This window comes from Coprococcus sp. AF38-1 (assembly GCF_003603945.1).
GTDB classification, from domain to species: Bacteria; Bacillota; Clostridia; order Lachnospirales; family Lachnospiraceae; genus Coprococcus; species Coprococcus aceti.
The window spans coordinates 175,999-199,380 of record NZ_QVGO01000004.1; the positions used below are offsets into that span (position 1 = coordinate 175,999).

The 23,382-nt window shown below is 44.5% G+C and carries 22 protein-coding genes; 6 read left to right on the plus strand and 16 right to left on the minus strand.

The annotated features are described in order from the left end of the window. Positions 1 to 22: 22 nt before the first annotated feature. From DW025_RS07135 to DW025_RS07145, 4 genes are all read right to left on the minus strand, one after another. On the minus strand, positions 23 to 946 hold the full coding sequence (locus DW025_RS07135) for a hypothetical protein (protein ID WP_119999355.1): 924 nt from the start codon (positions 944 to 946) through the stop codon (positions 23 to 25). A 65-nt stretch (positions 947 to 1,011) separates the two neighbouring features. Then, positions 1,012 to 1,455 carry a hypothetical protein gene (locus DW025_RS07140; protein ID WP_055146110.1) on the minus strand — a complete coding sequence of 148 codons (444 nt, stop codon included), beginning with the start codon at positions 1,453 to 1,455 and terminating at the stop codon, positions 1,012 to 1,014. 176 nt (positions 1,456 to 1,631) lie between these two features. Continuing rightward, entirely contained in the window at positions 1,632 to 1,784 is a 153-nt protein-coding gene (locus DW025_RS14825; RefSeq protein WP_156332998.1) for a hypothetical protein, read from the minus strand. A 13-nt stretch (positions 1,785 to 1,797) separates the two neighbouring features. After that, positions 1,798 to 2,358, minus strand: a complete 561-nt coding sequence (locus DW025_RS07145; RefSeq protein WP_165854761.1) for an accessory gene regulator B family protein — start codon at positions 2,356 to 2,358, stop codon at positions 1,798 to 1,800. Between the two features lie 665 nt (positions 2,359 to 3,023). Here DW025_RS07145 and DW025_RS14830 point away from each other — a divergent pair. From DW025_RS14830 to DW025_RS07160, 3 genes are read left to right on the plus strand one after another with little or no spacing between them, the layout of a single operon-like run. Then, entirely contained in the window at positions 3,024 to 3,806 is a 783-nt protein-coding gene (locus DW025_RS14830) for a sensor histidine kinase (RefSeq protein ID WP_165854762.1), read from the plus strand. A gap of 33 nt (positions 3,807 to 3,839) precedes the next feature. Further along, positions 3,840 to 4,583, plus strand: a complete 744-nt coding sequence (locus DW025_RS07155; protein ID WP_022217447.1) for a LytR/AlgR family response regulator transcription factor — start codon at positions 3,840 to 3,842, stop codon at positions 4,581 to 4,583. 21 nt (positions 4,584 to 4,604) lie between these two features. Next, entirely contained in the window at positions 4,605 to 5,870 is a 1,266-nt protein-coding gene (locus DW025_RS07160; protein ID WP_118757947.1) for a sensor histidine kinase, read from the plus strand. Between the two features lie 90 nt (positions 5,871 to 5,960). Here DW025_RS07160 and DW025_RS07165 read toward each other — a convergent pair whose 3' ends face one another. From DW025_RS07165 to iorA, 6 genes are all read right to left on the minus strand, one after another. Then, a complete protein-coding gene (locus DW025_RS07165) occupies positions 5,961 to 7,217 on the minus strand; it encodes a diaminopimelate decarboxylase (protein ID WP_117549817.1) in 1,257 nt (418 codons plus the stop codon). Between the two features lie 46 nt (positions 7,218 to 7,263). Then, positions 7,264 to 8,898, minus strand: a complete 1,635-nt coding sequence (locus tag DW025_RS07170; protein WP_015534358.1) for a class I adenylate-forming enzyme family protein — start codon at positions 8,896 to 8,898, stop codon at positions 7,264 to 7,266. Between the two features lie 212 nt (positions 8,899 to 9,110). Further along, entirely contained in the window at positions 9,111 to 9,827 is a 717-nt protein-coding gene (locus tag DW025_RS07175; RefSeq protein WP_119999360.1) for a prepilin peptidase, read from the minus strand. A 372-nt stretch (positions 9,828 to 10,199) separates the two neighbouring features. Beyond that, entirely contained in the window at positions 10,200 to 11,441 is a 1,242-nt protein-coding gene (locus DW025_RS07180; protein ID WP_119999362.1) for a phenylacetate--CoA ligase family protein, read from the minus strand. Positions 11,442 to 11,483: 42 nt separating this feature from the next. After that, positions 11,484 to 12,056 (minus strand): indolepyruvate oxidoreductase subunit beta, encoded by a 573-nt coding sequence (locus DW025_RS07185; RefSeq protein ID WP_119999364.1) that lies wholly within the window; start codon positions 12,054 to 12,056, stop codon positions 11,484 to 11,486. After that, positions 12,049 to 13,842: an indolepyruvate ferredoxin oxidoreductase subunit alpha gene (gene iorA, locus DW025_RS07190; protein ID WP_207666805.1), complete on the minus strand. Its 1,794-nt coding sequence runs from the start codon at positions 13,840 to 13,842 to the stop codon at positions 12,049 to 12,051. The genes DW025_RS07185 and iorA overlap by 8 nt, the downstream gene beginning before the upstream one ends. 207 nt (positions 13,843 to 14,049) lie before the next feature. Here iorA and DW025_RS07195 point away from each other — a divergent pair, with 207 nt between their 5' ends. From DW025_RS07195 to DW025_RS07205, 3 genes are all read left to right on the plus strand, one after another. Then, complete coding sequence (locus DW025_RS07195; RefSeq protein ID WP_119999366.1) at positions 14,050 to 15,396, plus strand: ATP-binding protein; 1,347 nt, start codon at positions 14,050 to 14,052, stop codon at positions 15,394 to 15,396. Between the two features lie 117 nt (positions 15,397 to 15,513). Then, a complete protein-coding gene (gene alr, locus DW025_RS07200; protein WP_119999368.1) occupies positions 15,514 to 16,647 on the plus strand; it encodes an alanine racemase in 1,134 nt (377 codons plus the stop codon). A 25-nt stretch (positions 16,648 to 16,672) separates the two neighbouring features. Further along, complete coding sequence (locus tag DW025_RS07205; protein ID WP_119999370.1) at positions 16,673 to 16,972, plus strand: helix-turn-helix transcriptional regulator; 300 nt, start codon at positions 16,673 to 16,675, stop codon at positions 16,970 to 16,972. Between the two features lie 117 nt (positions 16,973 to 17,089). Here DW025_RS07205 and rsmI read toward each other — a convergent pair whose 3' ends face one another. The 6 genes from rsmI to DW025_RS07235 form a co-directional block, all read right to left on the minus strand. Beyond that, the gene (gene rsmI / locus DW025_RS07210) at positions 17,090 to 17,929 is read right to left on the minus strand and encodes a 16S rRNA (cytidine(1402)-2'-O)-methyltransferase (protein WP_119999371.1); all 840 of its coding nucleotides are present in this window, start codon (positions 17,927 to 17,929) and stop codon (positions 17,090 to 17,092) included. Between the two features lie 78 nt (positions 17,930 to 18,007). Continuing rightward, on the minus strand, positions 18,008 to 18,901 hold the full coding sequence (locus DW025_RS07215) for a tRNA1(Val) (adenine(37)-N6)-methyltransferase (protein ID WP_119999373.1): 894 nt from the start codon (positions 18,899 to 18,901) through the stop codon (positions 18,008 to 18,010). Beyond that, the gene (locus DW025_RS07220) at positions 18,876 to 19,784 is read right to left on the minus strand and encodes a PSP1 domain-containing protein (RefSeq protein WP_015534368.1); all 909 of its coding nucleotides are present in this window, start codon (positions 19,782 to 19,784) and stop codon (positions 18,876 to 18,878) included. The genes DW025_RS07215 and DW025_RS07220 overlap by 26 nt, the downstream gene beginning before the upstream one ends. Then, positions 19,784 to 20,776: a DNA polymerase III subunit gene (locus DW025_RS07225; protein ID WP_015534369.1), complete on the minus strand. Its 993-nt coding sequence runs from the start codon at positions 20,774 to 20,776 to the stop codon at positions 19,784 to 19,786. The genes DW025_RS07220 and DW025_RS07225 overlap by 1 nt, the downstream gene beginning before the upstream one ends. A gap of 69 nt (positions 20,777 to 20,845) precedes the next feature. After that, positions 20,846 to 21,469, minus strand: coding sequence for a dTMP kinase (gene tmk / locus DW025_RS07230; protein WP_015534370.1), 624 nt, complete (start codon positions 21,467 to 21,469; stop codon positions 20,846 to 20,848). A 94-nt stretch (positions 21,470 to 21,563) separates the two neighbouring features. Continuing rightward, on the minus strand, positions 21,564 to 23,255 hold the full coding sequence (locus DW025_RS07235) for an aminotransferase class I/II-fold pyridoxal phosphate-dependent enzyme (RefSeq protein ID WP_165854763.1): 1,692 nt from the start codon (positions 23,253 to 23,255) through the stop codon (positions 21,564 to 21,566). Positions 23,256 to 23,382: the final 127 nt, after the last annotated feature.

Consider the following 23,382-nt stretch of genomic DNA (forward strand, 5'->3'; position numbering starts at 1 on the left):
CTCCATCTGACTGCTGTTTATTTCATCGTTCTCTCGGTATATTGTCAAGCTTCACAAGATCCGGGTATGAATCAGGATCAAATAATTCATCAGTTAATGGCGGCTCTCCAATATACAGAGTTACGCTTCCGTTATAACTGTCACTAACCTCAAACCCTAATGTGCACTCCAGAACCTCCGCAGGCTCAAGCGTTCTTAAGAAAAACCAGTCTGCCCTGTCATCTCCTACCATATGAATTGATTTATCAAAATACACCTGGTTGTCTATATTCCACATCTGCGATTTATTTGACAAAACAAATTGCGTATAAAAGCTTAGAACCTTATCTACAGCTTCCTCATTTTCATTCGTTATCCTGCATTTAACAAAATAATATCTGGTCTTCGGATGTATATACTTTGTATTTTCTTCCAGCAAATCCTTGTACTTTTCCTGCATTTCACGGAGCTTATTCATATCATCTTCATTTTCCACTGGAGAATTATATAATTTTTCATAATCGGGAGCCTGCTCAAATACGGCTTCCATATCTGTAATTTTTTCAATAAAATCTGGATCTGGTAATTCACCAGTCTTAAAATATTCTGCAGGATACTTTATCTGTTTCACAATATCAGTATCCTCAACCACATCAACAGACAGACATTCTACTTTTACTCCGTCACTATTAAATATATTATCTCCCGCAGTATTCTTCCAATTCTTTTCTTCATCGTTATTCCCAACATCGCCTGAAACGATAGATATCTTTTTAGATTCTTCGGTTGTTGGTTCGCTATCAGTCTGATCATCAGTTTCAGATATAGCTTCACTTGTATCACTATTTTCTGTATTTCTTTCGTATGGTTTTTTCTTATTTTTTTCAAGGTTATTATTGACAACAACCAATCCTAGCAAGGCAACACAGATTCCTACTGCAACCAGCACTGTTTTTTTTCTATTCATACACATTACCTCTAATCAAGCCGTGCCTGTAGCAACAGGCACAGCCACCACATTTTTTATCTCATCTATTTAGGATATACTGTATATACCTTCGTAGAATCTGGACTCCACCATCCCGATGTAATTTTACCTGTTACTGTTGATCTTCTCGTCATGCGAAGTCTGGCGTAATTCTCGTCGTTTTCATATACATAATTCGTTACACTTGCCTCTACGCCTCTTGGTATGGTCACGTATGCAGATCTATAATTAGCCGTGCCTGTAACTCCAGCCTTTCCCTGTACTCTATAGTCCACTACAGGTCCTGTAGTCGGATATATATATACCTTTGTGGCATTTTCTTTATCTCTCCATCTGCTTATTCCAGCTGGCGAATTACTGTTATATTTAAACTCATCATTTGTTGTATTACCCGCCTTAGCCGGTGCTGCAATTCCCACTGTTCCTGACACCGCCATTGCGCCTGCGACAGCAAACATCGCAAGCTTTGTTTTCATTGACTTCTTCATAACCTTTTGTCCCTCCTAATTAATTATCTGCGGTCTTTACTCCACTTTTGCCACTTTTAACAATTTTGCTATTGTACTTTTCTGTGCCTGATAGTACAATCCGCTTATCAAGATTTTTCCAGCAAATGATTGTCTTGATATTTCTAATATCCTGAAGCTCAACTCTTCAGGATATTTTACTTTGTCTCTTTCTGCGAATCGATATTCCTGAGACACTCTGGGAGTTCTATCTCTCCCCATGCACCGAAACATCCTGTCAGTCTAATCACATCTTCTGCCATATTCTCAAGTATGTCCGACAGCATATTTCTAACCCTCTTCTGCGTCACGCATTGTCACCCCCTATTTATTTCTTTTTATCAGAGATGATAATTTTAATATCATCACTTCTATAATCTGCAACAACCATATCCATACAATATAGTTATTGTAAGATTTCACCCCAAGACTCACCGCTCCAATTATCAGCACACCTGCTATACCACGAGCCTTTATCATATTTTTTCTATGTTGATTATATTTAGGTCTCTGTTTTGATGGTATAGGCGCAAATAATGCTATAACTACTATCTCCGCTACCCACAATGAATTCTGCAGTTTGCTTGACAATATAATATTTTCTCCGCATGCTAACACCACGATACAAAACAATACAGTCACCGCTGTACAGCCATACCATGTTTTCATATGTATACCGCCAAGATAATTTCTTGTAAGTTCTATTGTCAAGCCTATTATTATTGCTATATCAACGTGTCCCAACATTGAAAAGAGGCCCAAAATAATTAAATATTTCTCTACCTTGTCAATAAGAAGCAGTATAGAATATTGTATTTTTACATCACGATCCTCATCGCTTCTGTATTTTCTGCCCAGCAGAATCTGTGTTAATAATATTCCCAACTTGTTGTTTAGATTATCTATTCGACCACCTCCACTTTTCTTTTATCATACAACTACTTAGATTGCAATATATTTTACTTAATTTGTTATGAACGGTATCTATCATGTCATAAACGACAATTGACGCGGTATAAATTGGCTTTGTATAATATTTCAAATATATTATCTTTATGGAGGTTGCCATGATACATCATATCGTAGACTCTTTTTGTTATATTATTGAAATTTTATATGATCTCATCATGCTCTCATCCATTGCCGGAGTACATATAAAAGAAATGCGACATCCTGTGATAAGTGCAATTTTATACTTTTGTTTGGGAACCTTTTTTTCATCCCTGTTTCCAGGTGCGCTTGGGTGGATCATCTTATGTTCACTAGCCTATTTAACGACTCTTTTTATCTTAAATACGACTATATTTAATTCTCTAATTGCCTTCGTCATATCACACACTTTTATCCTTCTTATTCAAAATTCTATAATTCTGTTATTTTACAGAGTGAATTTTAATAATCAGATAGCCTCCTCCATCGCAGGCTCCCTGATTACTTTTTCTATTGCTTGTGCTATATGCAGGCTACTTCCATTCCATAGCTTCTACTCTCAGTTGATTAATGGCAAATTTTTATCCAAGTACCTTGTAATACATGTTTTTCTGATAATCATGCTTGAGCTGGGACTGCGTAAATACAGCACATTTAACACAATCATATATATCCCCCTCATCTCATTTTTCACCGTGATAGTACTCATCACCGACATAGTAATCCTCAGCCAGCAACAGATCATCAGCAAGCAGCAGCACGATCTGGCAAATTACAACATCTATCAGCCTATGATGGATGATCTGATTGAGGACGTCACGGGAAGGCAGCATGACTTTGACAATATATTGACCGGTATTCGAATGCTTCCATATACACACACCGACTACAGTTCATTAAAGGAGGCTCTTATCAGCAGTTCAGATGAGGTTATATCCGAATACAGAACCACCGAGCTTCTGAAAATCAACATGTTCGTGATCGCCGGGTTTATATACAGCAAACAAAAGCAGGCAGAAAAGGCGCACAAAAAGCTGAATATTGTCGTTCACAGCTATCTGCTCGAGAGCCGGATGCCTGAATATGAGCTGGTCAGGGTTCTGGGAATACTCATCGACAATGCACTGGAGGCCATATCTGAGCACGATAGTATGACTCTGCACCTGGATAGCCGGGACGGCAGAATCATCATCACCACTCTGAACAAAGGTCCTCTGCTAACACCCGAGATCAGAGCAAAGCTTTTCACGGCAGGCTATACCACCAAGACCTGTGATCGTCAGAAGCACGGTCTTGGTCTTTACAATCTCAGGCGTCTGGTATTTAAATATAATGGAAAAATATATTTGGAAAACGATTATCTTCTGGATGATACTCTGGTGCGTTTTGAAGTAATGGTTTAAAATACAACACATAGAAGGAAGGAGTCTTTTATAATGAGAGCTTTGGTAGTTGAAGACAATGTGGCACAATTAAATGGTCTGGCAGAAATAATAGAAGAAAGCTTCCCCGACATAGAATGTCTGAAGGCCGCCTGTTATGATGATGCTCTGGCTCTGGCAGATTCGCACAGCATCCAGCTTTTTCTGCTGGATATACAGCTTGGCGCCGACCCGGATAAGGACGGAATAACGCTGGGAGAACAATTGCGGAGGAATCCGCGTTATCAGACAACTCCTATTTTGTACGTGACAGCTCTTGTAAACGAAGCTCCCAGAGCGATCCACAAGACCAACTGCTACGATTATCTGGTCAAGCCCTACTCACAGCAGGATCTGATAGAATCTGTCTCCAAGCTTCTGAACCTTTCTCTGATCAGGGAGGAACCAATAGAGCTTACCGACAGAGATGGTGTACTTGCCAGGATCAGACCAGACAATATACTATACATTAAATCCGAGCTGCGAAACATGCATGTCCACACAACCACCGGACTATTTATATCCACAGGAACACGACTCTCTGTATTTGCGGACTCTCTTCCATCGTATTTTGCGCGCTGCCACAAGAGCTTTATCGTAAACCTTCATCATGTGGATACCTACGACAAGGTTACCGCCATGGTATCGCTTGACACACCGGACTATCAATGGATACCGGTTGGCCGCAAATATGCCACAGAGTTTGGTCACAGACTTAAGGCTTCCACAACTGCGCACAAACACGTTGAACAGGCTTAGCAATGATAAGGAGTATTTGAAATGCCGAATTCTATAATTGATCTCCTATGCTTTACATTGGAAACAATGAAGGATGTTATTTTTATATCTGCCCTCATCGGAAGAAAATTCCGGGATATGCGCCACCCAATTATTGGAATGGCTGCTTACCTTATACTCGGGAATGCAGTTTCCTTAATTTTCCCAAATGCATTTGGATGGCTGACATTATGCCTGCTGTCCTATCTCATGCTGTTGTATATTATGAAGACCAGATATTTTTATGTATTGATGGCGTATATTCTTGAATATCTGTATGCGGCTTTTCTTGAGGACATTATCATCATGGGTATGACACGTCTGGGTGTGAACAATGAGATATACCTGTCCATTTCCTGTGCTGTATTTTCATTTCTGATCTCAGTGGCTCTGTGCAGATATGCGCCTATGAACCGTGTGTTCCAAACCTTCATGGGCGGCAGTGGAATTATCAAATTCCTGTCTATTCATTTGTACGTTGTGTATATGATTGAGACTGGGCTGTACAAATTCAGCACCATCGACACCTCGGTGTATATACCTGTGATATCATGCTTTGCGGTTGTGGTCATTCTCTCGGATATCATCATTCTGGGACAGCAGCGAACCATAGGAAAGCAGCAGCACGACCTGGAATGCTTTAAAACCTATCAGCCTATGATGGCTGATCTGATAAAGGATCTGCGAAGCAAACAGCATGACTTTGATAACCATCTGATGGCAGTCAGAATGCTTCCATACACCTATAGGGATTATGAGTCTCTGAAAAATGCCCTGATAAACTATTCGGACAATATGGTATCTGAATACCGTGAGTCTGAGCTGCTTCGCATCAATCTGTCTGTTGTCGCCGGTTTTATATATAGCAAGATGATCAATGCTGAAAAGAACGGAAAGACTCTGAATGTGATAGTCAGACAGCATACGTTGAAAAGCTGTATGCCCGAATATGAGATCATACGTATACTTGGAATATTAATAGACAATGCTCTGGAGGCTGTAGATGCTCCGGGATCTGCCACCCTGTCTCTTGACAGCAGTCAGAACCAGATCATCATAAGTACCATGAACAAAGGTCCTGTGTTGAGCTCTGATCTTAGAAGAAATATGTTTACCTACGGCTACACAACCAAGACCATCGACAAACAGCATCACGGATATGGTCTTCCGAACATGAAAAAACTTGTGGATGAATATGAGGGAAAGATATGTCTGGATAACCGAACCATATCCGGACAGAATTATATTTGCTTCGAGGTGACAGTGTAACGCAGCTCATGCACCTAGAAAACCGGCAGTATACAGTTGAGCTTCAACTGATATACTGCCGGTTTTCTATGCTTATCTATGATCTGCCTGTTACAGCTCTACATCCCAGAAATCCTTGATGGTTGCGAAGTAATCCTCAGGTGTCTCTGCACGGCGGATGAGTTTGAATGAGCCGTCCGGTCTGAGCAGAACCTCTGCTGACTTCAGCTTGCCGTTGTAGTTGTAGCCCATGGCAAAGCCATGTGCTCCGGTGTCGTGGATGACAAGGATATCTCCCATGTCGATCTTCGGAAGCATTCTGTCTATAGCGAACTTGTCATTGTTCTCACACAGTGAACCTGTCACATCATACTTGTGATCGCACGGCTCATTCTCTTTGCCGAGGACTGTGATGTGATGGTATGCACCGTACATGGCAGGTCTCATGAGGTTGACTGCACATGCGTCTACGCCGATGTACTCCTTGTGTGTGTGCTTCTCATGGATAGCTGTTGTAACAAGATGTCCATAAGGTGCCAGCATGAAACGTCCAAGCTCTGTGAAGATAGCAACATCACCCATTCCTGCAGGTACGAGAACCTCCTCGTATACCTTTCTTACACCCTCGCCGATGACCATGATGTCATTTGGCTCCTTGTCAGGTGTGTATGGGATTCCTACTCCGCCTGAAAGATTGATGAAGTCAAGCTTTACACCTGTCTTCTCCTTGATCTCAACTGCTGTCTCGAACAGGATCTTTGCAAGTGTTGGATAATATTCATTTGTCACTGTATTGCTGGCAAGGAAGGCATGCATTCCAAATCTCTTCACGCCCTTTGCCTTGAGGATCTTGTATGCCTCGATGATCTGATCCTTGGTCATACCATACTTTGCATCACCAGGGTTGTCCATGATGGTGGTTGATATGGAGAACTTTCCGCCCGGGTTGAATCTGCAGCAGATCTTCTCTGGAATTCCTGCTGACTTCTCCAGAAAATCAATGTGTGTGAAATCGTCAAGATTGATGGTTGCGTTAAGCTTCTTCGCAAGCACGAATTCTTCGGCAGGGGTGTCATTGGATGAGAACATGATCTCATCGCCCTTAAATCCCATCTTATCTGACATCATAAGCTCTGTCAGTGATGAACAGTCTGTTCCGCAGCCCTCTTCCTTGAGGATCTTGAGTATCGTTGGGTTTGGAGTAGCCTTTACAGCGAAATACTCCTTGAATCCTTTATTCCATGAAAACGCCTTGTAAAGCTTTCGCGCATTCTCTCTGATTCCTTCTTCATCGTAAATGTGAAACGGTGTAGGGATCTCCCTGATGATCTCCTCTGCCTTTGCCTTTGTAATAAATGGTGTCTTCATCTTTTTTTGTCCTTTCTGTGCTGTATTATGGCAAGTATCCTGCATATTATGCGTTGTTCTCCGCTGCAACAAGGTTCTCACTCTTGTGCATCTTACGGAGAAGTGGCTTTTCTATCTTACCTGTAGCATTTCTCGGAACGTGCTCAAATATGATCTTCCTTGGTCTCTTGTATCTTGGAAGTTCTTTACAGAACTCGTTGATCTCTTCCTCTGTGCAGGTCATGCCATCCTTTACCTCTATGATCGCCGCTGTGATCTCTCCGAGACGGGCATCTGCGATACCAATGACCGCAACGTCCTTGATCTTCTCGTATTTGCTGAGGAAGTTCTCTATCTGTACAGGGTAGATATTCTCTCCACCACTGATTATAACATCTTTCTTTCTATCTACAAGATAAATAAATCCATCTTCGTCCTGCATAGCCATATCTCCTGTGTACAGCCAGCCGTCCTTCAGGCACTCCTCTGTCGCCTTTGGATTCTTGTAGTAGCAGGTCATGACACCCGGTCCCTTGAGGATAAGCTCGCCGACTGCGCCCTGCTCGACCTCTGTTCCGTCCTCGTTCACGATCTTCGCCTGCCAGCCATAACCCGGCACGCCTATAGCTCCGACCTTATGTATGTTCTCAACTCCCAAATGTACAGCGCCCGGTCCGATGGACTCTGAAAGACCATAGTTCGTGTCGTACTGATGGTTAGGGAATATCTCTTTCCATTTCTTTATAAGACTCTGTGGTACCGGCTGTGCTCCAATGTGCATCAGTCTCCACTGTGACAGCTCATAATCTTCAAGATGTACATCGCCGTTCTCTATGGCAAGCAGTATGTCCTGAGCCCATGGCACCAGAAGCCATACTATAGTACACTTCTCGTCGCTTACCGTCTGAAGTATAGTCTTGGCGCTTACTCCCTTGAGCAGAACTGCCTTTCCGCCCACTATCAGACTTCCAAACCAGTGCATCTTGGCACCTGTGTGGTACAGTGGCGGAATACACAGGAACACATCATCCTTTGTCTGTCCGTGATGTACATTCTCGACCTTTGCCGCATGCATCAGGCTCTCATGGTTGTGCAGAATAGCCTTTGGGAATCCTGTTGTTCCAGATGAGAAATATATAGCCGCATCATCACTGTCCTTGATGTCCCTCTTCTCGAATACACTTGAGCAGTTGGATGTCAGCTTGTCATAGTCCTCTGCAAATGTAGGACAATTGCCGCCCACATAGAAGAGGATTCTCTTCTCAGCTATCTCGTCAACGACAGCCTCTATACGTCCGATGAACTCAGGGCCAAATACAAGCACGTCAACATCTGCAAGCTCTACACAGTATTTGATCTCCTCCGCATCGTATCTGAAGTTGAACGGAACCACTATGGCTCCTGTCTTCAATACTCCGAAATATATTGGAAGCCACTCAAGGCAGTTCATCATGAGGATACCTACCTTGTCTCCCTTCTGGATTCCGCGTGATACCAGTAGATTGGCAAATCTGTTTGCCTTCTCGTTGAACACGCTCCATGTGATCTCTCTTCTGTACTGGCATGTAGGATTCGACTCTATGAGCTCATACTCCCTCCATGTAACCCTTCTCGTCTCCTGCACATCAGGATTTATCTCTACCAGAGCGACATCATTTCCATATTCTCTGGCATTTCTCTCTAAGTAATCTGTGATTGGCATAATCGTAACTCCTAACCTCTCTTAATAATTGCTCTTCTTTCTCAATTAAAAGCTTTAACGCGTTAAATTGCACGCTCTTTACAGTATATCCCTCACATGGAAAATATACAATAGGCAATTACATTTGAATACTATCATAAAAAATAGTGCTGATGTATAAGTTTTTTATCACTTATACACCAGCACTATTTCTTTTTCATGGATTCATCACTCTACGCATAAAACGATGCCTTGATCATATTGATATAGCTGTTCATCATCTGTGATCCCACAAATGTCGCAATCATCAGGCCAACGCTGAGCGCCGGGCCAAATGCGAAATGATCGTCCTTGCCTTTCTTACGCCTTGCAAGAAGTATCACGCCCTGGCATCCACCAATGATAAGTCCGATGAAGAATGCTATGACGGTTGCCTTCCAGCCAAGGAAGAATCCTGCGGCAAACATGAGCTTGATATCTCCTCCGCCAAATCCATCCGGTATAACCAGCACTATCAGGAACAGAGGAAGACTCACGCAAAGCATTCCAATAAGTCTGCTCACAAGAGAGAGATCTCCGCCTGTCAGTGAAAATCCACCTCTCGTGAATATGGATATAACTCCAAGCACCAGTATGCATACATTCAGCACAAATGGTATCTCCATGGTATCAGCGTCTATGAATGTGATGATAGTCAGCAGTCCAAAGAACAGGAATACCGTAACCGCCTCAAGGCTCACATCAAACTGCCACACCATAAGCACTCCGAACACCCCACCAAGGATCTGTATGAACAGACATCTCGGAGAAAACTTCTCAAAGCTCTTCGGCTTCCCCTTAAAAATATTCTCATTGTTCGGCAGCTTGAGTATGATCTCATTTGCCAGAGTAAACAACACCACCCCAAGTAAAAACGCAACTATATAGGAAATTATATCAGTTGAATTCATAATTAATTACTCCTACCCCTTCTAAAATATAAATATGTCAACACATATTCTTCTAGTCTCATACAACTACATTACAGGTATCTAATATAATAAATATCCTCTCCATAGACAGGTGAGCACCTGTACAACCATCGTTGACAGCATCTGAGTTTTAGTATGTTCAACTCAGGGAATTTGAGGCCGCCGGTCCTTGTGTAATAGCCAACTTCCCACTTCGTGGGTCCCTTCTATTACACGCAACAGCCAACTTTCCCGCTACGCGGGCCCCTCTCTATTGCATTCGCTACGCGCCGAAGTTAAGCGGGAGCGACCCTGATTGGACATACTAAAACTCAGATGCGTCATTCTCCAATAGTGCTCACCGTCCGTCACCTACTGCTCACGATGGTCGATGACACGCTGCGTCTTCTTCTCACTTCTAGGCAGCGTTCCAACAGGGACAACAGTAATCTTCGGTGTAACTCCGATCCTTGACTTGAACAGATCTCTGATCTGACGTCCTGTCTGTTCAAAATCTACACGTCCCTCGGCCTCGACTGTAACCAACATGATATCCTTATTGGCAGGCTCATCATGGGCTATATTTATGGTGTACTCACTTGGGACTCCATCCACAAGTGCAAGCAGCTCCTCAACCTGACTTGGGAACATATTTACGCCGTGTACCTTGAACATATCATCACTTCTGCCCTTGATGATATCAAGTCTAGGATGCTTTCTTCCGCATGGACACTCACCCGGAATGATCCTTGATATATCGTGTGTCCTGAAACGGATGAGCGGAGCCCCCTCCTTAACCAGAGTAGTGATAACTATCTCTCCCTCCTCTCCGTCAGGAAGAGTCTTTCCGGTCTTCGGATCTATTATCTCTATATAAACATAGTCATCCCAATAGTGCATTCCATTCTGGGCATCGCAGCTTATTCCGATACCAGGTCCATAGATCTCTGTAAGTCCATATATATCATACAGCTCTATTCCAAGCTTCTCTTTTATATACTTTCTCTTCTTCTCACTCCAGCGTTCTGATCCAAATACGCCCTTCTTCAAATGTATCTTATCCTTAAGCCCTCTCTTATCTATCTCCTCGGCAAGAAGAAGTGCGTATGATGATGTTGCTGTGAGAACTGTACTTTCAAGATCGATCATCATCTGTAACTGTTTGTCAGTATTTCCAGGGCCCATAGGAATCACCATGGCACCAAGTTTCTCCGCACCTGCCTGAAATCCTATTCCGGCTGTCCACAGGCCATATCCCGGAGTGATATGCACTCGGTCTTTCTTTGTCACTCCTGCTGTCTCGTAACATCTTGCGAACATGGTTGCCCAGTCATCGACATCCTTTGCTGTATAAGGTATGATGACCGGCTTTCCTGTTGTTCCTGAAGATGAATGGATGCGGACCACTTCCTCATCCGGAACAGCCTGTATTCCCAGCGGATAAGCATTTCTCAGGTCGTCCTTGCTTGAAAACGGAAGCTCCTCAAATGCCTCCTGACTTTTCACATCTGTTATACCAAGTTCTCTGTACTTCTTACCATAATAGCTGTCAGTCTTTACAAGTCTCTTTATCTGAGCGTCCACCTGACTGAGCTGTGTGTCATTTAACTTCATAATTTTTACTCTCCTTTTTCCCTTCGGTCAGCCCATCGCCAACTACATCTTCATCGCATATTCAAATACTTTCTTGTTCACCTCTACAAACTTCGGATTCACTCCATTCTCAATAGCTAAAATGATATCCGCCTCGTCAAGTCCAAGTCTGCCGCTGGCTGCTGCAACTCCAAGAAGTGCTATGTTGTAGAACTTTGCCGAACCAAATTCACGGCTTATCGCCGCGCCGTCCATGACTATACAATCGCATTTATCCTTCAGGTAGTCAAGCATCGGCTGCGCCTCGTAGCCTGAATTCATGAGCGAGTCAGTCGCCGGTTTCACCGGGACGTTGTTGGTGATGACGATTCCTCCCTTTTTCAGATAAGCCAGATTGCGCACCGCCTCTGCAGGCTCAAACGCAAGTATAATGTCAGCACCGCCCTGGGCTATGAGTGGCGAATACGCCTCACCGATCCTCACATGGCTCGTGACACTTCCGCCTCTCTGCGCCATTCCTATGGTCTCCGCCGAATGTACCGTCTCGCCCTTTGCCATATAAGCCGATGCGATGAGCTTGGACGCAAGAACCGTTCCCTGTCCGCCTACTCCGCAGACCAGAATATCTTTATTCATTGCAAGCACCTCCTATCGCCCCCACCGGACAGATCTGTGAACAAAGACCGCATCCCGTACACAGGCTTTCATCTATCGCCACCTTACCATCCTTCAGGATTATCGCAGGGCATCCTATCTCTCTGATACATTTCTTACACTGTATACACTTTTCGGATATCTCCATCTTGCCAGACGGCTTGGTGATGGCTATACAAGGCGACTTGAAAATGATCGCTTTGACACCTCTGATATCCGCACACTCCTTAACTGCTGCCACGCTCGCCTCAAGATCAAGCGGATCAACAGTGACTATCTTCTTCACTCCGATTCCTTCAAGAACCTTCTGTATACTCACCTTGTCCACGAACTGGCCCATCATGTTGCGTCCTGTTCCCGGATGTGGCTGGTGTCCCGTCATGGCTGTGGTCGAATTGTCCAGCACGCACAGGATCATATTTGCATCATTGTACACTGCATTTACCACGCCGGTCATACCAGACGCGAAGAATGTGGAATCTCCCACAAATGCAAAGCACACGCCATCTTCATCCACCCAGTGGAAGCCCTGCGCCATGGTGATTCCGGCACCCATGCACAGACAGGTGTCAACCATGTCAAGCGGCATGGCATTTCCAAGTGTATAGCATCCGATGTCTCCACAGAAATAACTCTTTCTGCCGGCCATCGCCTTTTTTACCGCGTAGAATGACGCTCTGTGAGGACATCCTGCACACAGCACCGGCGGTCTCACAGGAAGCTCTGGTGCATCTGACACATCCACCTGGGAAGTCTTCTCAAGGCCAAGGAAATCGCACAGGATATCCGCAGCCTTGTTGGTAGAAAGCTCTCCGCTCGCCGGCACATCCCCGGTCTGCTTTCCTCTGACATCTATATCCATATGGTATTTGCCTGCAAGGCGTAATATCTGATTCTCTATGTATGGGCTGAGCTCCTCAAGACACATGACCTCAGTCACCCCATCCAGCGCATTTTTCACGAACTGCTCAGGGAACGGATGTGGGGTCGCTATACGGACCAGCTTCACATCAGGCACGTTCTTGAGTGTCTCCTTTGCATAGCAGTAGCTGATTCCCGATGCGAATACCGCCTTGCTGCCGCTTCCCTCCACCGTGTTCATGGAGTAGCTGCCGAAGTCGTCCCCAATCTCTACATTTCTTTTTTCTATCATGGCATGATTGGCAAATGACAATCTCGGGAAGATGACCCATCTCTTTGAATCCTTTACAAATCCCTCATATTCCTTTGCCTTCCACTCGTCTTTTACCTCTATGGATGCATATGCATGACACACTCTGGTTGTCGGTCTGAACAGAACCGGCGTCTTGTATTTCTCCGAGTAGTCAAATGCATCCTGTATCATCTGATATGCCTCCTCAGGAGTCGACGGGTCAAATACCGGGATCCTGCAGAAGTCTGCAAACATCCTCGTATCCTGCTCTGTCTGTGATGATATAGGGCCCGGATCGTCCGCTGACACGATGACCATTCCGCCTTTTATTCCAACATATGCCAGTGACATAAGCGGATCCGATGCCACGTTTAGACCCACCTGTTTCATGGTCACAAGCGTTCTCGCTCCACTGTATGATGCACTGGCGGCAACCTCCATAGCCGCTTTCTCATTTACCGACCACTCCACATGGACTCCGTCGTGCGGGTATTTTGCTACTGTCTCCAGTATCTCCGAAGACGGGGTTCCCGGATATCCCGCCACAAGGTTCAGACCCGCCGCAAGTGCACCGAGGGCTATGGCTCCGTTACCCATAACATATTCTTTTCTCATAACAATACTACCTTCCAAGTCATTTATAAATTCTCTTATATTTCGATATTATACCCTCCACAGCTTTCAATGACAACAAATATTCGGGTCAGCAATTAAAACGGGGCATTTTATTAAAATAAAATAATAAAAACGGGGCAAAATAACTTTATAGCAATTGAAAAAACGGGGCAAATAGGTTAAATTGTATTTGGGAGGTATGAATGTATGTATAGAAAAGATTCCAGAATTATTGGAGAATGGCTTGAAAATTCAAATAAAGCATTGTTGGTAACTGGGGCAAGACAGATTGGAAAAACATGGCTTATAAGAAACGAAATTGAAAAGAGCAAATATACCAAGTTTGAGGTCAACTTCATTGATCAACCGGATATGGTATCTTATCTAAATGCAGAAATGAGTGCAGAAGAATTTCTGGTTAAACTGAAAATGATCATGCCCGAAGATTGTAAAGTGCACGAAACGGTTGTTTTTTTTGATGAAATTCAAAAATGCCCAGAAATAGTAACAAAAATAAAATTTCTGGTAGATGAGGGCAGTTATAAATATGTCATGAGCGGTTCACTACTGGGTGTGGAGCTTAAAGGAATTGCTTCTGCCCCAGTCGGGTATCTGACAGTCTTAAGAATGTATCCCATGGATTTTGAAGAATTTATGGTGGCAAATAATGTCTCAGCAACAACCTTGAATATGTTAGAGGATAAATTTAAAACTTCCAGCCCGGTGGATGAATTTATACACAAAAAGCTTCTGGCAATGTTTTTTGTGTATCTTATTGTCGGCGGAATGCCGGATGCTGTCAAAGCTTATATAAATACCAAGGATATTCGGGAAGTCGATAAAGTTCAACGGGATATTACAACTCTTTATAAGGAAGATTTTTCACAATATGAGCTTGAAGACAAAAAGTTAAAAGTGAAATCTATATATGAGATTATTCCGGCTGAGCTGAATAAGCAAAATAAGAAATTTGTATTTACCATGTTGGATAAAGAATTGAAATTTAATCGATATGAAAACAGCTTTTTATGGTTAAAAGATGCAGGCGTGGCGTTGCCTGTTTATAATGTAGATGCGCCGGTAATCCCACTTCTGGCGAGCAAGAGCAGTAATGTGTTCAGACTTTTCTCGAGTGACATCGGTCTGCTGACCAGCGCTTATCCGGCAGAAACTAAAGTTGAGCTGATAAATAAAAACGGGGAAGTCAACAATGGTGCTCATTTTGAAAATGCAGTCGCACAGCAATTGGTTGCCAATGGTTTCGAACCTTATTTCTGTAAAAAGCAGAAAATCGGAGAGATGGATTTCGCAATAGAAATGAATGATCAGGTTGTTCCAATTGAAGTTAAATCGGGAAAGGCTTATAAATCACACAAAGCGTTGGATAATTTTATGAAAGTTCCGGATTATCATCTTGAAAAAGCATATGTTTTATCAATTGGAAACGTGGAGACAGACGGTGCTATAACATACCTTCCAATCTATATGTGCTATTTATTAAGAGAGCAAAAACTGGAACAGATGATCATAGAATTGGATACAACGGGGTTGTAAAATATATATTCTGCGTGACTTTTAACAACATCATAACACACGTGTTGACTCATTCAACAATTAAAAATATAATTACCTAGATACTATATATGACAGTTGTAAAATAGGAGAATAACTATGAATAACAGACCATTTGCAGGAAGAACTGCAGCAGTTATAGATCTGGCAAAGCTCAGAAGCAATATCGCAAATATCAAGGCAAGACTGAAGCCGGGCGTGGAGTTTACCGCCGTCATGAAGGGTGACGGATACAGACACGGCATCGCCGGACTTTACCCAACACTCAAGGAATGTGGCATCGACAGCTACGCAGTTGCCATCTGGGAGGAGGGCAAAATGCTCAGGGACGCAGGCGCAACAGAGTCCGTGCTTATACTTGGAGACACCGCCGATGATATGCTGGATGAAGCAGTAAAGTACGACCTCGACCTGACCTTGTTCTCTCTGGAGGGTGCCGAGAACATGGCTGCCGCCGCAAGACGCGCAGGAAAGAAGCAGAACGTACAGATAAAGCTGAACACAGGAATGAACAGAATCGGATTTCCGGTATGTCAGGAATCATTTGACACTATAAAGAAGATCTGCGAGATGGATGACCTGAACGTAACAGGTATATTTACACATTTTGCAAGGGCAGACGAGGGCGACCACACAAGCGCCAGAAAGCAGCTTGACCTATACCTCCACGCCGTAAATGAACTTGAGAAAATGGGTGTTGTCATACCAAAGCACCACGTAGCCAACAGCCCTGCCATACTGATGCTTCCTGAAGCACAGCTCGACGCAGTCAGATGCGGTGATATCCTCTATGGTCTCACTCCTTCTGATGATTTTGACTGGAAAAATTCAGGACTTCAGGAGATTCTCAGCTGGTACACATACGTTGCCATGGTGAAGGAGGTTCCTGCCGGTTCAGAAATCGGCTACGGCGGAACATTTGTTACCAAAAGGCCTACAAAGATCGCCACCTTGCCTGTGGGATTTGCCGACGGCTACAGCCGTTACCTGTCCAACAAGGGCAAGGTCATCATAAACGGCCATGAAGCGCCAATCATCGGACGCGTGTGCATGGATCAGTGCATGGCAGACATTACAGACATCCCGGATGTAAAGCGCGGCGACACAGTAACCCTTCTCGGCGAGGGCATGTCCATCGAAGACATGGCAAATATGCTCGACACCAACGTGGATGTGATCGTGTGCAACATATCGGTGAGGGTTCCGAGGGTGTATATAAATGGGGATATCTGATCGGCAGCGCCACGGAGGAGAAGGTATGACTTTTGGAGAACGATTGTATGAATTGCGAAATAAAAATAATCTATCCCAGGAAGAGCTTGCAGAGGTTTTAGATGTGTCCCGGCAATCGATTTCCAAATGGGAAAATGATAAGGCATATCCTGAGATGACAAGGCTGTTTATGAAAACGAACGGAAATGATTTCAAGAATTGGATGAATCACGGAACCCAAATCCAGATATTGATAAGAGGGATAATGATTATAGGCCTGATCGCACTTATGATATATGGCACAGGTTATGCTATTGGAACATTTATTGCGCACCTTGGGTTTTAAAGGTGGGGATAAATCTGAAATGAAGGGGACTTTTAAAAAGCAAAAAGCCCCCCTCTTTTCTGTTCAACCTACTCTTCCTTCGAGCTGGATGTTGATCCTTTATCTATTCTCTTATTCCTATTTCATCACAGCATTATACACATCCCTCTTAGGGACTCCGCGGTCAACGGCCGCCTGCTTGACCGCATCCTTCTTGGACATACCCTGATCTACGTACATCTGCACATGTTCCTCCACGGACATAGCCTCGAACGAGCTCTTCTTCTCCTCCTCAAGCTTCTTCACATCTAGTCCTTCTATCACGATGACGAATTCTCCTCTTGGATCTTCCTCCTCGTAGCGGGCTACCGCCTGAGAGAGCATCATAGGTTCTATCGTCTCATGTTTCTTGGTCAGCTCCCTCGCAAGTGTTATATGCCTGTCACCGAGTGTCTCCATGAGTTCCGCCAAAGTCTTCTTCAGCTTGTGAGGGGCCTCATACATTACCATTGTCCTCGTCTCACGCTTCATCTCCTCAAGCACTCTTGCTCTGTCCTTCTTGTCATATGGAAGAAACGCCTCAAATGCGAATCTTCTGGTCGAAAGTCCGGAGCTGATGAGTGCCGATATGCATGCGCACGCCCCCGGCACCGGTGTAACCTCAAGCCCTGCGGCAAGAGCCTGTCTCACAAGCTCCTCCCCGGGATCAGATATACCCGGAGTTCCGGCATCAGTGATAACTGCAACGCTTTGTCCTTGCTGCATTTTCTCAACGAGAACCTTTGCCTTATCGTATTTGTTGTATTCATGATAGCTTGTCATCGGAGTCTTGATCTCGAAATGATTGAGCAGCTTGATACTGTTTCTTGTATCCTCCGCCGCTATCACATCCACCTCGGAAAGAACCCTGACAGCCCTGTATGTCATATCCTCAAGATTGCCTATAGGTGTTGCCACCAGATATAATTTGCCTGCCATATATAAACCTCACTATCTGTAATATGTACATTAGGGTGTTTACAACATTTTTCACTTTCATGCTGCAGCCGTTGCCTGTTACCGCTTTGCACTGCCTTCATACGTCGCAAGCAGCTGCTCCGTGTACACTCCCGGAGCTTTGTAGACTATCATAGGCGGATCGATCTTGATCATGGAGTTGCCACCCTTGACGGCCTCCACTATGACCATGTTCGGCTCCTTATCTATGTATGGATGTACAAGCTGCATCCTCTTTGGCTCAAGCCTGTGCTCATGCAGGCATTCAAATATCTCAGCCAGCCTGAACGGCTTGTGTATCATATAAAAGCTTCCGCCGGGTTTAAGGGCATACTCTGCCGCAACCACCACCTGATCCAATGTCACATGAACCTCATGTCTCGCTATGTTCTTCGGAGCATCCGGATTCTCCAGACCGTGACTGCCCTTTATGTATGGCGGATTTGAGGTCACTATGTCAAAGGAGGCCTTCTTGTAGTTACAAGAGACCTCCTTTATATCTCCGTTATCTATTCGCACTAAACCGTCAAGCCCATTGAGGCTCACGCTCCTTGCCGCCATGTCCGCGCATTCAGTCTGGAGTTCTATACCTATAAAACGTGCATTATCAGCAGGCTTAGCATCCGTCAATCCTCGTTTTATTTCCGGATGATCAGACGCTATCTTACGGTCAATAGCGTCCAAAACAGCCAGCCTCTCCTTCCGGGTAAGAGTCCCTTCTCCATATTCCTTTGCAGCAAGAAGTATAGGTATGATACCTGTTCCTGTCCCGAGATCCAAATATCTGCCCTTCCTCTTAAATCGCACATAATTTGCAAGCAGCACAGCGTCCATTCCAAAACAGAACATCCCGCTGTTCTGTATGATCTGATATCCTCTGCACTGCAGATCATCTATCCTCTCATCAGGTTTTATAACCACATCCGGTTTAATCGTCAAATTTGGACTTTCCACCCTTGTCCTCCAATGCCTCAAGTGCCTTGTACTCCTCAGCGCTGAGTCTCTCTGAATTCTTTCTTCTCTTAGGCTTGAACTTGAGTTCAGCCACAGGATACTCCATAACTTCCTTGTTGTCATCCTTGTCTGTCACCACGATCTTAACCTTCTGTCGGAGAACGTTCACTGACATTACCTCGCCCTTATTGCCATCTATGGTCCTGACGAAATCTCCTACATTCGGAAGCTTCTCATTCAGATACTCGTAAGTGTCCTGCTCATGCTTCAGACAGCACATAAGTCTTCCGCACACACCGGATATCTTAGTAGGATTCAGTGACAGGTTCTGCTCCTTTGCCATCTTGATTGATACTGGAACGAACTCCGACAAATGCTTGTTACAGCAGAGCTCCCTTCCACATATGCCGATTCCGCCAACCATCTTGGTCTCATCGCGGACACCGATCTGTCTGAGCTCTATTCTTGTCTTGAACACCGACGCAAGATCCTTTACCAGCTCTCGGAAATCGATTCTCCTGTCTGCTGTGAAGTAGAACAGCACCTTATTGTTGTCAAATGTATACTCAGCCTCGATGAGCTTCATGTCCAGCTTATGCTTTGCGATCTTCTCAAGACATATGCCAAATGCTCTCTTGCTCTTCTTCTTGTTATCCTCGTATCTTCTGGTGTCATCCTCTGTGGCAATTCTTATGATTGGCTTGAGTGACGCCGTTATCTTGCCCTCTTCTACCTCTCGTCTTCCCAGAACCACTTTGCCGTACTCCACACCCCTTGCGGTCTCGACAATGACAAAACTGCCGGCCTCGACCTCAAAGTTCTGTGGATCAAAATAATATATCTTACCGTTTGGTCTGAAACGAACTCCTATAATCTCTTTCATTAACAATTCTCCTTCATGGTTAGGAGCATAAGCTCCATGACAATGTCAAAGCTGACATTCGCCTCAAGTCTGACCTTGGCCTTGTCCATAGACTTGAGTACCTTTTCTATACCCTCATAGCTGATGTGTGAAGACTGCTTTCTTATATCAGAATAATACTCCTTGAACATCAACCGACCCGGGTTATTGGAAACCTTAAGCATAAGAATGTCCCTGTACCACATCATCATCAGATCGATGTAGTCACTTACCTTGAGCTTGTACAGCTCCATATTCTTAATGGCAAATATCATGTCATCAACCGACATATCACTTATATGTCTCATGAACTTCACCACATTTTCCTTGATCTCCTTGTACTCATCACTAGTTGCAAGCCTGATGGCCTTTCCCAGATTGCCCTGGGCAAAATCCATACAGAAGTCAGCCTTCTGCTTGTCCAGCTTGAGCTCGTTCATGAGATAATCAAGTATATCATGCTCCCTGACAGGCTTCACATTCAGCACTATACATCTGGACTGTATCGTCTGAAGCATCTTATCAAGATTGTTGGTGAGCAGTATGATTATTGCATAGGACGGAGCTTCCTCGATCGTCTTTAACAAAGCGTTCTGTGCATTCACATTCAGAAGCTGTGCATCCTCTATAACATATATCTTATATCTGCTGCTATAAGGCTTGATATCAATATCAGAATTCACCTGATCACGTATCTCTTCAACCGAGATCACATTTGGCTTGTCGTGGGTCACCCACACGATATCAGGCTGATTTCCCGTCTCACACTGAAGACATGACTTACAATGATTACATGGCTCTGTACCGCCCTCCTCACACTGGAGAGTCTTGACCAACGCCCTGGTAAGGGTCTTTTTTCCACTTCCTGTCTCGCCATTGATGATGTAGCCCTGGGATATCTTACCCAGCTCAATGCTGCTCTTGAAGTGGCGTATTATGTCCTCATGTCCGATTATGTCTGTGAAATCTATCATATATACCAACCCCCTTACAATTAATTGTTTCTGTATGTCTATTCTGACCTTCTCCAAAATCAAAATATATTAAAGATTAAGTTTCTTCTCTACATACCCTACTATTATACCATGAATCTCATCAATAGGTAAAGTAGCGTCTATCTTCACTATTCTCTCAGTGTGCATATCCGCAAGCATGCGGTATCCATCCACGACCTTCTGATGGAACTCCATTTTTTCATTCTCCATTCTGTCAAGTTCAGCCTGGTTCTTCTTTCTGGATATTCCTTCCTGTGCGTCAAGATCCATAAGGAATGTCATATCAGGCATGATTCCCTGAAGTGCAAATTCATTTACCTTATACACCGTGTCAACTCCGAGTCCTCTTCCGATTCCCTGATACACAGCGGATGAGTCCACAAATCTGTCCGCGATCACCGCCTGTCCGGCATCCAGTGCAGGCTTAATATTCTCTTTCACAAGCTGGGCTCTCGCCGAAGCATACAGAAGCAGCTCAGTCATATATCCCATCTCTGTAAAATCCTTGTTCAATATAACCTCGCGGATCGCCTCACTTATGGGATTCCCACCCGGATCTCTGGTTATCAGCACGTCATAGCCTTTCTTCTCCAGATATTCCTTAAGCAGCTCCCTCTGTGTGGTCTTGCCCGCTCCGTCCGGGCCCTCTATAGTTATAAATATTCCTCTCATATCCTAACCCTGCCATATGCTGTTCCTGCACATGTACACCTTTCATATTTATATTGTGATTCTTATCAAACCTTCCAGATCATAGTGCTACATATCATTCTCCGCACAGCACTTTGATATAACCGTCATTGACTCCTGCCACATTAAGTCCGCTGTCTATCATGGACTTTATTCCGTTCACTGCCTGCCGGTCAACAACCTCTCCCGGCGCCAGCACAGGTATTCCCGGCGGATATGCATATACAAATGCCCCCGACACCTTTCCAGCCGCACCCTCAATCGGCACGCTCTCCACTGATCTGTCCCACGCGGTTCCCGGCGGCATAGCTGACCTTCTGCCGGATATGATATCCAGCTCCTGCCGGTCTGTTTTATCCGGCTCATAGCCAAGGTTCCCGTCTATCTCAGCCACCGCATTAAATAGTATATCATAACTGTCTGCACTGTCCACAACAGATGATATACAAATGACATAACTCACCGATGCCATCTCAACAATCAGCCCATACCTGTCCGCCAGAATTTCAGCAAGCATAACCCCTGTAAATTTCTGTCCCGACTCGACTACAGTTCCCGGTCTCACGACAAATACCAGTCTGCCCTCATCATGGTCGAACACTTTACACGCATTACAGATCTCATCATTTTTCACTGAGGAAGCATCAGGTCTGAACAGCCGTATATTTCTGAGCCCATCACATTTCCCGGCAAATGCCTCAAGCCTCCGCCCATACCTGGCAAATTCATCTCTGTTATTTGCGCCAAATGCAACTGCCTTCTCCATGCTCTGCATAAATATATACGAAGGTGATGATGTCTGGAATATCTGCAGATATCTCCTGACTCTCTCATCAAGTTTCGGATTCATCACATGAAGGAGCGATGTCTGGGTAAGTGCAGGCATGGTCTTGTGCAGGCTCTCGATGACAATATCCGCGCCCTGCTGCATGGCGGTCTCATGTCCTTCCATGAAGTTCAGATGTGCTCCCTGTGCCTCGTCCACAATGAGATATATTCCATACCTGTGTACTATCCCGGCTATGGTTCTTATATCTGACATGACGCCCTCATATGTCGGCGATGTGATTATCACCGCTCTTGGCTTTCTGCCATCCGTTATCAACATGTTGATCGCACGCTCTACCTTATCCGGAGATATATCACCCAATATGTCCGTCCTCTCTGACACTTCACGATCATCTTCACCATTGACAGCCGCCTTTTCCTCTGTTTCATGATTGACTTCGCTGCTGGCAGCCATCTTTTCCCGAGTCCCGCGATTGCTTTCGCCGCTGGCATCCGTCATCCCATCTGTTATCGTCTGTTCTCCATTCTGATTCACGCCACAGCGCCATCTCATATCAACATAATCCGGCACTATGTATTCAGGCTCAAGCTCAAGCATGCAGATGGCGTTGTACACCGCCTTGTGGCAGTTCCTTGCCGCAAGTATCACGTCTCCCCTGTAACAGGTGGCGTGTATAGCTGTCATAAGTCCGGATGTGGAACCGTTCACCAGCATATATGTTGCAAATGTTCCATACACCTTCTTCATCTCGGCAATACTGTCCGCTATGAACATCTCCGGCTCATGCATGTCGTCAAGATCTTTAGCCTCAGTGAAATCATGTGCATACACCCCGTTCCAGAAGTTTTCCCGGGATTTTGAAATGTTATCAACATTTTGGACGGCTTCTATCGGCTGTCTCTTGTGCCCAGGCATGTGCCACGGGTATGTACCCTTCTCTATATATTTTTCAAGTGCTTCATTTATATATTCCTTCACCAGTTTTTCTCCGTAACATAGATTCTGTGTGATATAATACCATACTTTTATGTATTTGTAACAGCACAGACTTCTCCCAACGTCTGCACAGATATAAAAAACAGGAGAAGCTCTATCCGGCTTCTCC

What these genes read in the sequence shown, in the direction of transcription:
- DW025_RS07180 (WP_119999362.1), bottom strand. Translation starts at nt 11,441, where the DNA reads ATGAAGTTAAATGACACACAGCTCAGTCAGGTGGACGCTCAGATAAAG.
- alr (WP_119999368.1), top strand. Translation starts at nt 15,514, where the DNA reads ATGAATAACAGACCATTTGCAGGAAGAACTGCAGCAGTTATAGATCTG.
- DW025_RS07185 (WP_119999364.1), bottom strand. Translation starts at nt 12,056, where the DNA reads ATGAATAAAGATATTCTGGTCTGCGGAGTAGGCGGACAGGGAACGGTT.
- DW025_RS07160 (WP_118757947.1), top strand. Translation starts at nt 4,605, where the DNA reads ATGCCGAATTCTATAATTGATCTCCTATGCTTTACATTGGAAACAATG.
- iorA (WP_207666805.1), bottom strand. Translation starts at nt 13,842, where the DNA reads ATGAGAAAAGAATATGTTATGGGTAACGGAGCCATAGCCCTCGGTGCA.
- DW025_RS07195 (WP_119999366.1), top strand. Translation starts at nt 14,050, where the DNA reads ATGTATAGAAAAGATTCCAGAATTATTGGAGAATGGCTTGAAAATTCA.
- DW025_RS07135 (WP_119999355.1), bottom strand. Translation starts at nt 946, where the DNA reads ATGAATAGAAAAAAAACAGTGCTGGTTGCAGTAGGAATCTGTGTTGCC.
- tmk (WP_015534370.1), bottom strand. Translation starts at nt 21,469, where the DNA reads ATGAGAGGAATATTTATAACTATAGAGGGCCCGGACGGAGCGGGCAAG.
- DW025_RS07205 (WP_119999370.1), top strand. Translation starts at nt 16,673, where the DNA reads ATGACTTTTGGAGAACGATTGTATGAATTGCGAAATAAAAATAATCTA.
- DW025_RS07220 (WP_015534368.1), bottom strand. Translation starts at nt 19,784, where the DNA reads ATGAAAGAGATTATAGGAGTTCGTTTCAGACCAAACGGTAAGATATAT.
- DW025_RS07140 (WP_055146110.1), bottom strand. Translation starts at nt 1,455, where the DNA reads ATGAAGAAGTCAATGAAAACAAAGCTTGCGATGTTTGCTGTCGCAGGC.
- DW025_RS14830 (WP_165854762.1), top strand. Translation starts at nt 3,024, where the DNA reads ATGCTTGAGCTGGGACTGCGTAAATACAGCACATTTAACACAATCATA.
- DW025_RS07175 (WP_119999360.1), bottom strand. Translation starts at nt 9,827, where the DNA reads ATGAATTCAACTGATATAATTTCCTATATAGTTGCGTTTTTACTTGGG.
- DW025_RS07225 (WP_015534369.1), bottom strand. Translation starts at nt 20,776, where the DNA reads ATGATAGATTTCACAGACATAATCGGACATGAGGACATAATACGCCAC.
- DW025_RS07170 (WP_015534358.1), bottom strand. Translation starts at nt 8,898, where the DNA reads ATGCCAATCACAGATTACTTAGAGAGAAATGCCAGAGAATATGGAAAT.
- DW025_RS07165 (WP_117549817.1), bottom strand. Translation starts at nt 7,217, where the DNA reads ATGAAGACACCATTTATTACAAAGGCAAAGGCAGAGGAGATCATCAGG.
- rsmI (WP_119999371.1), bottom strand. Translation starts at nt 17,929, where the DNA reads ATGGCAGGCAAATTATATCTGGTGGCAACACCTATAGGCAATCTTGAG.
- DW025_RS07155 (WP_022217447.1), top strand. Translation starts at nt 3,840, where the DNA reads ATGAGAGCTTTGGTAGTTGAAGACAATGTGGCACAATTAAATGGTCTG.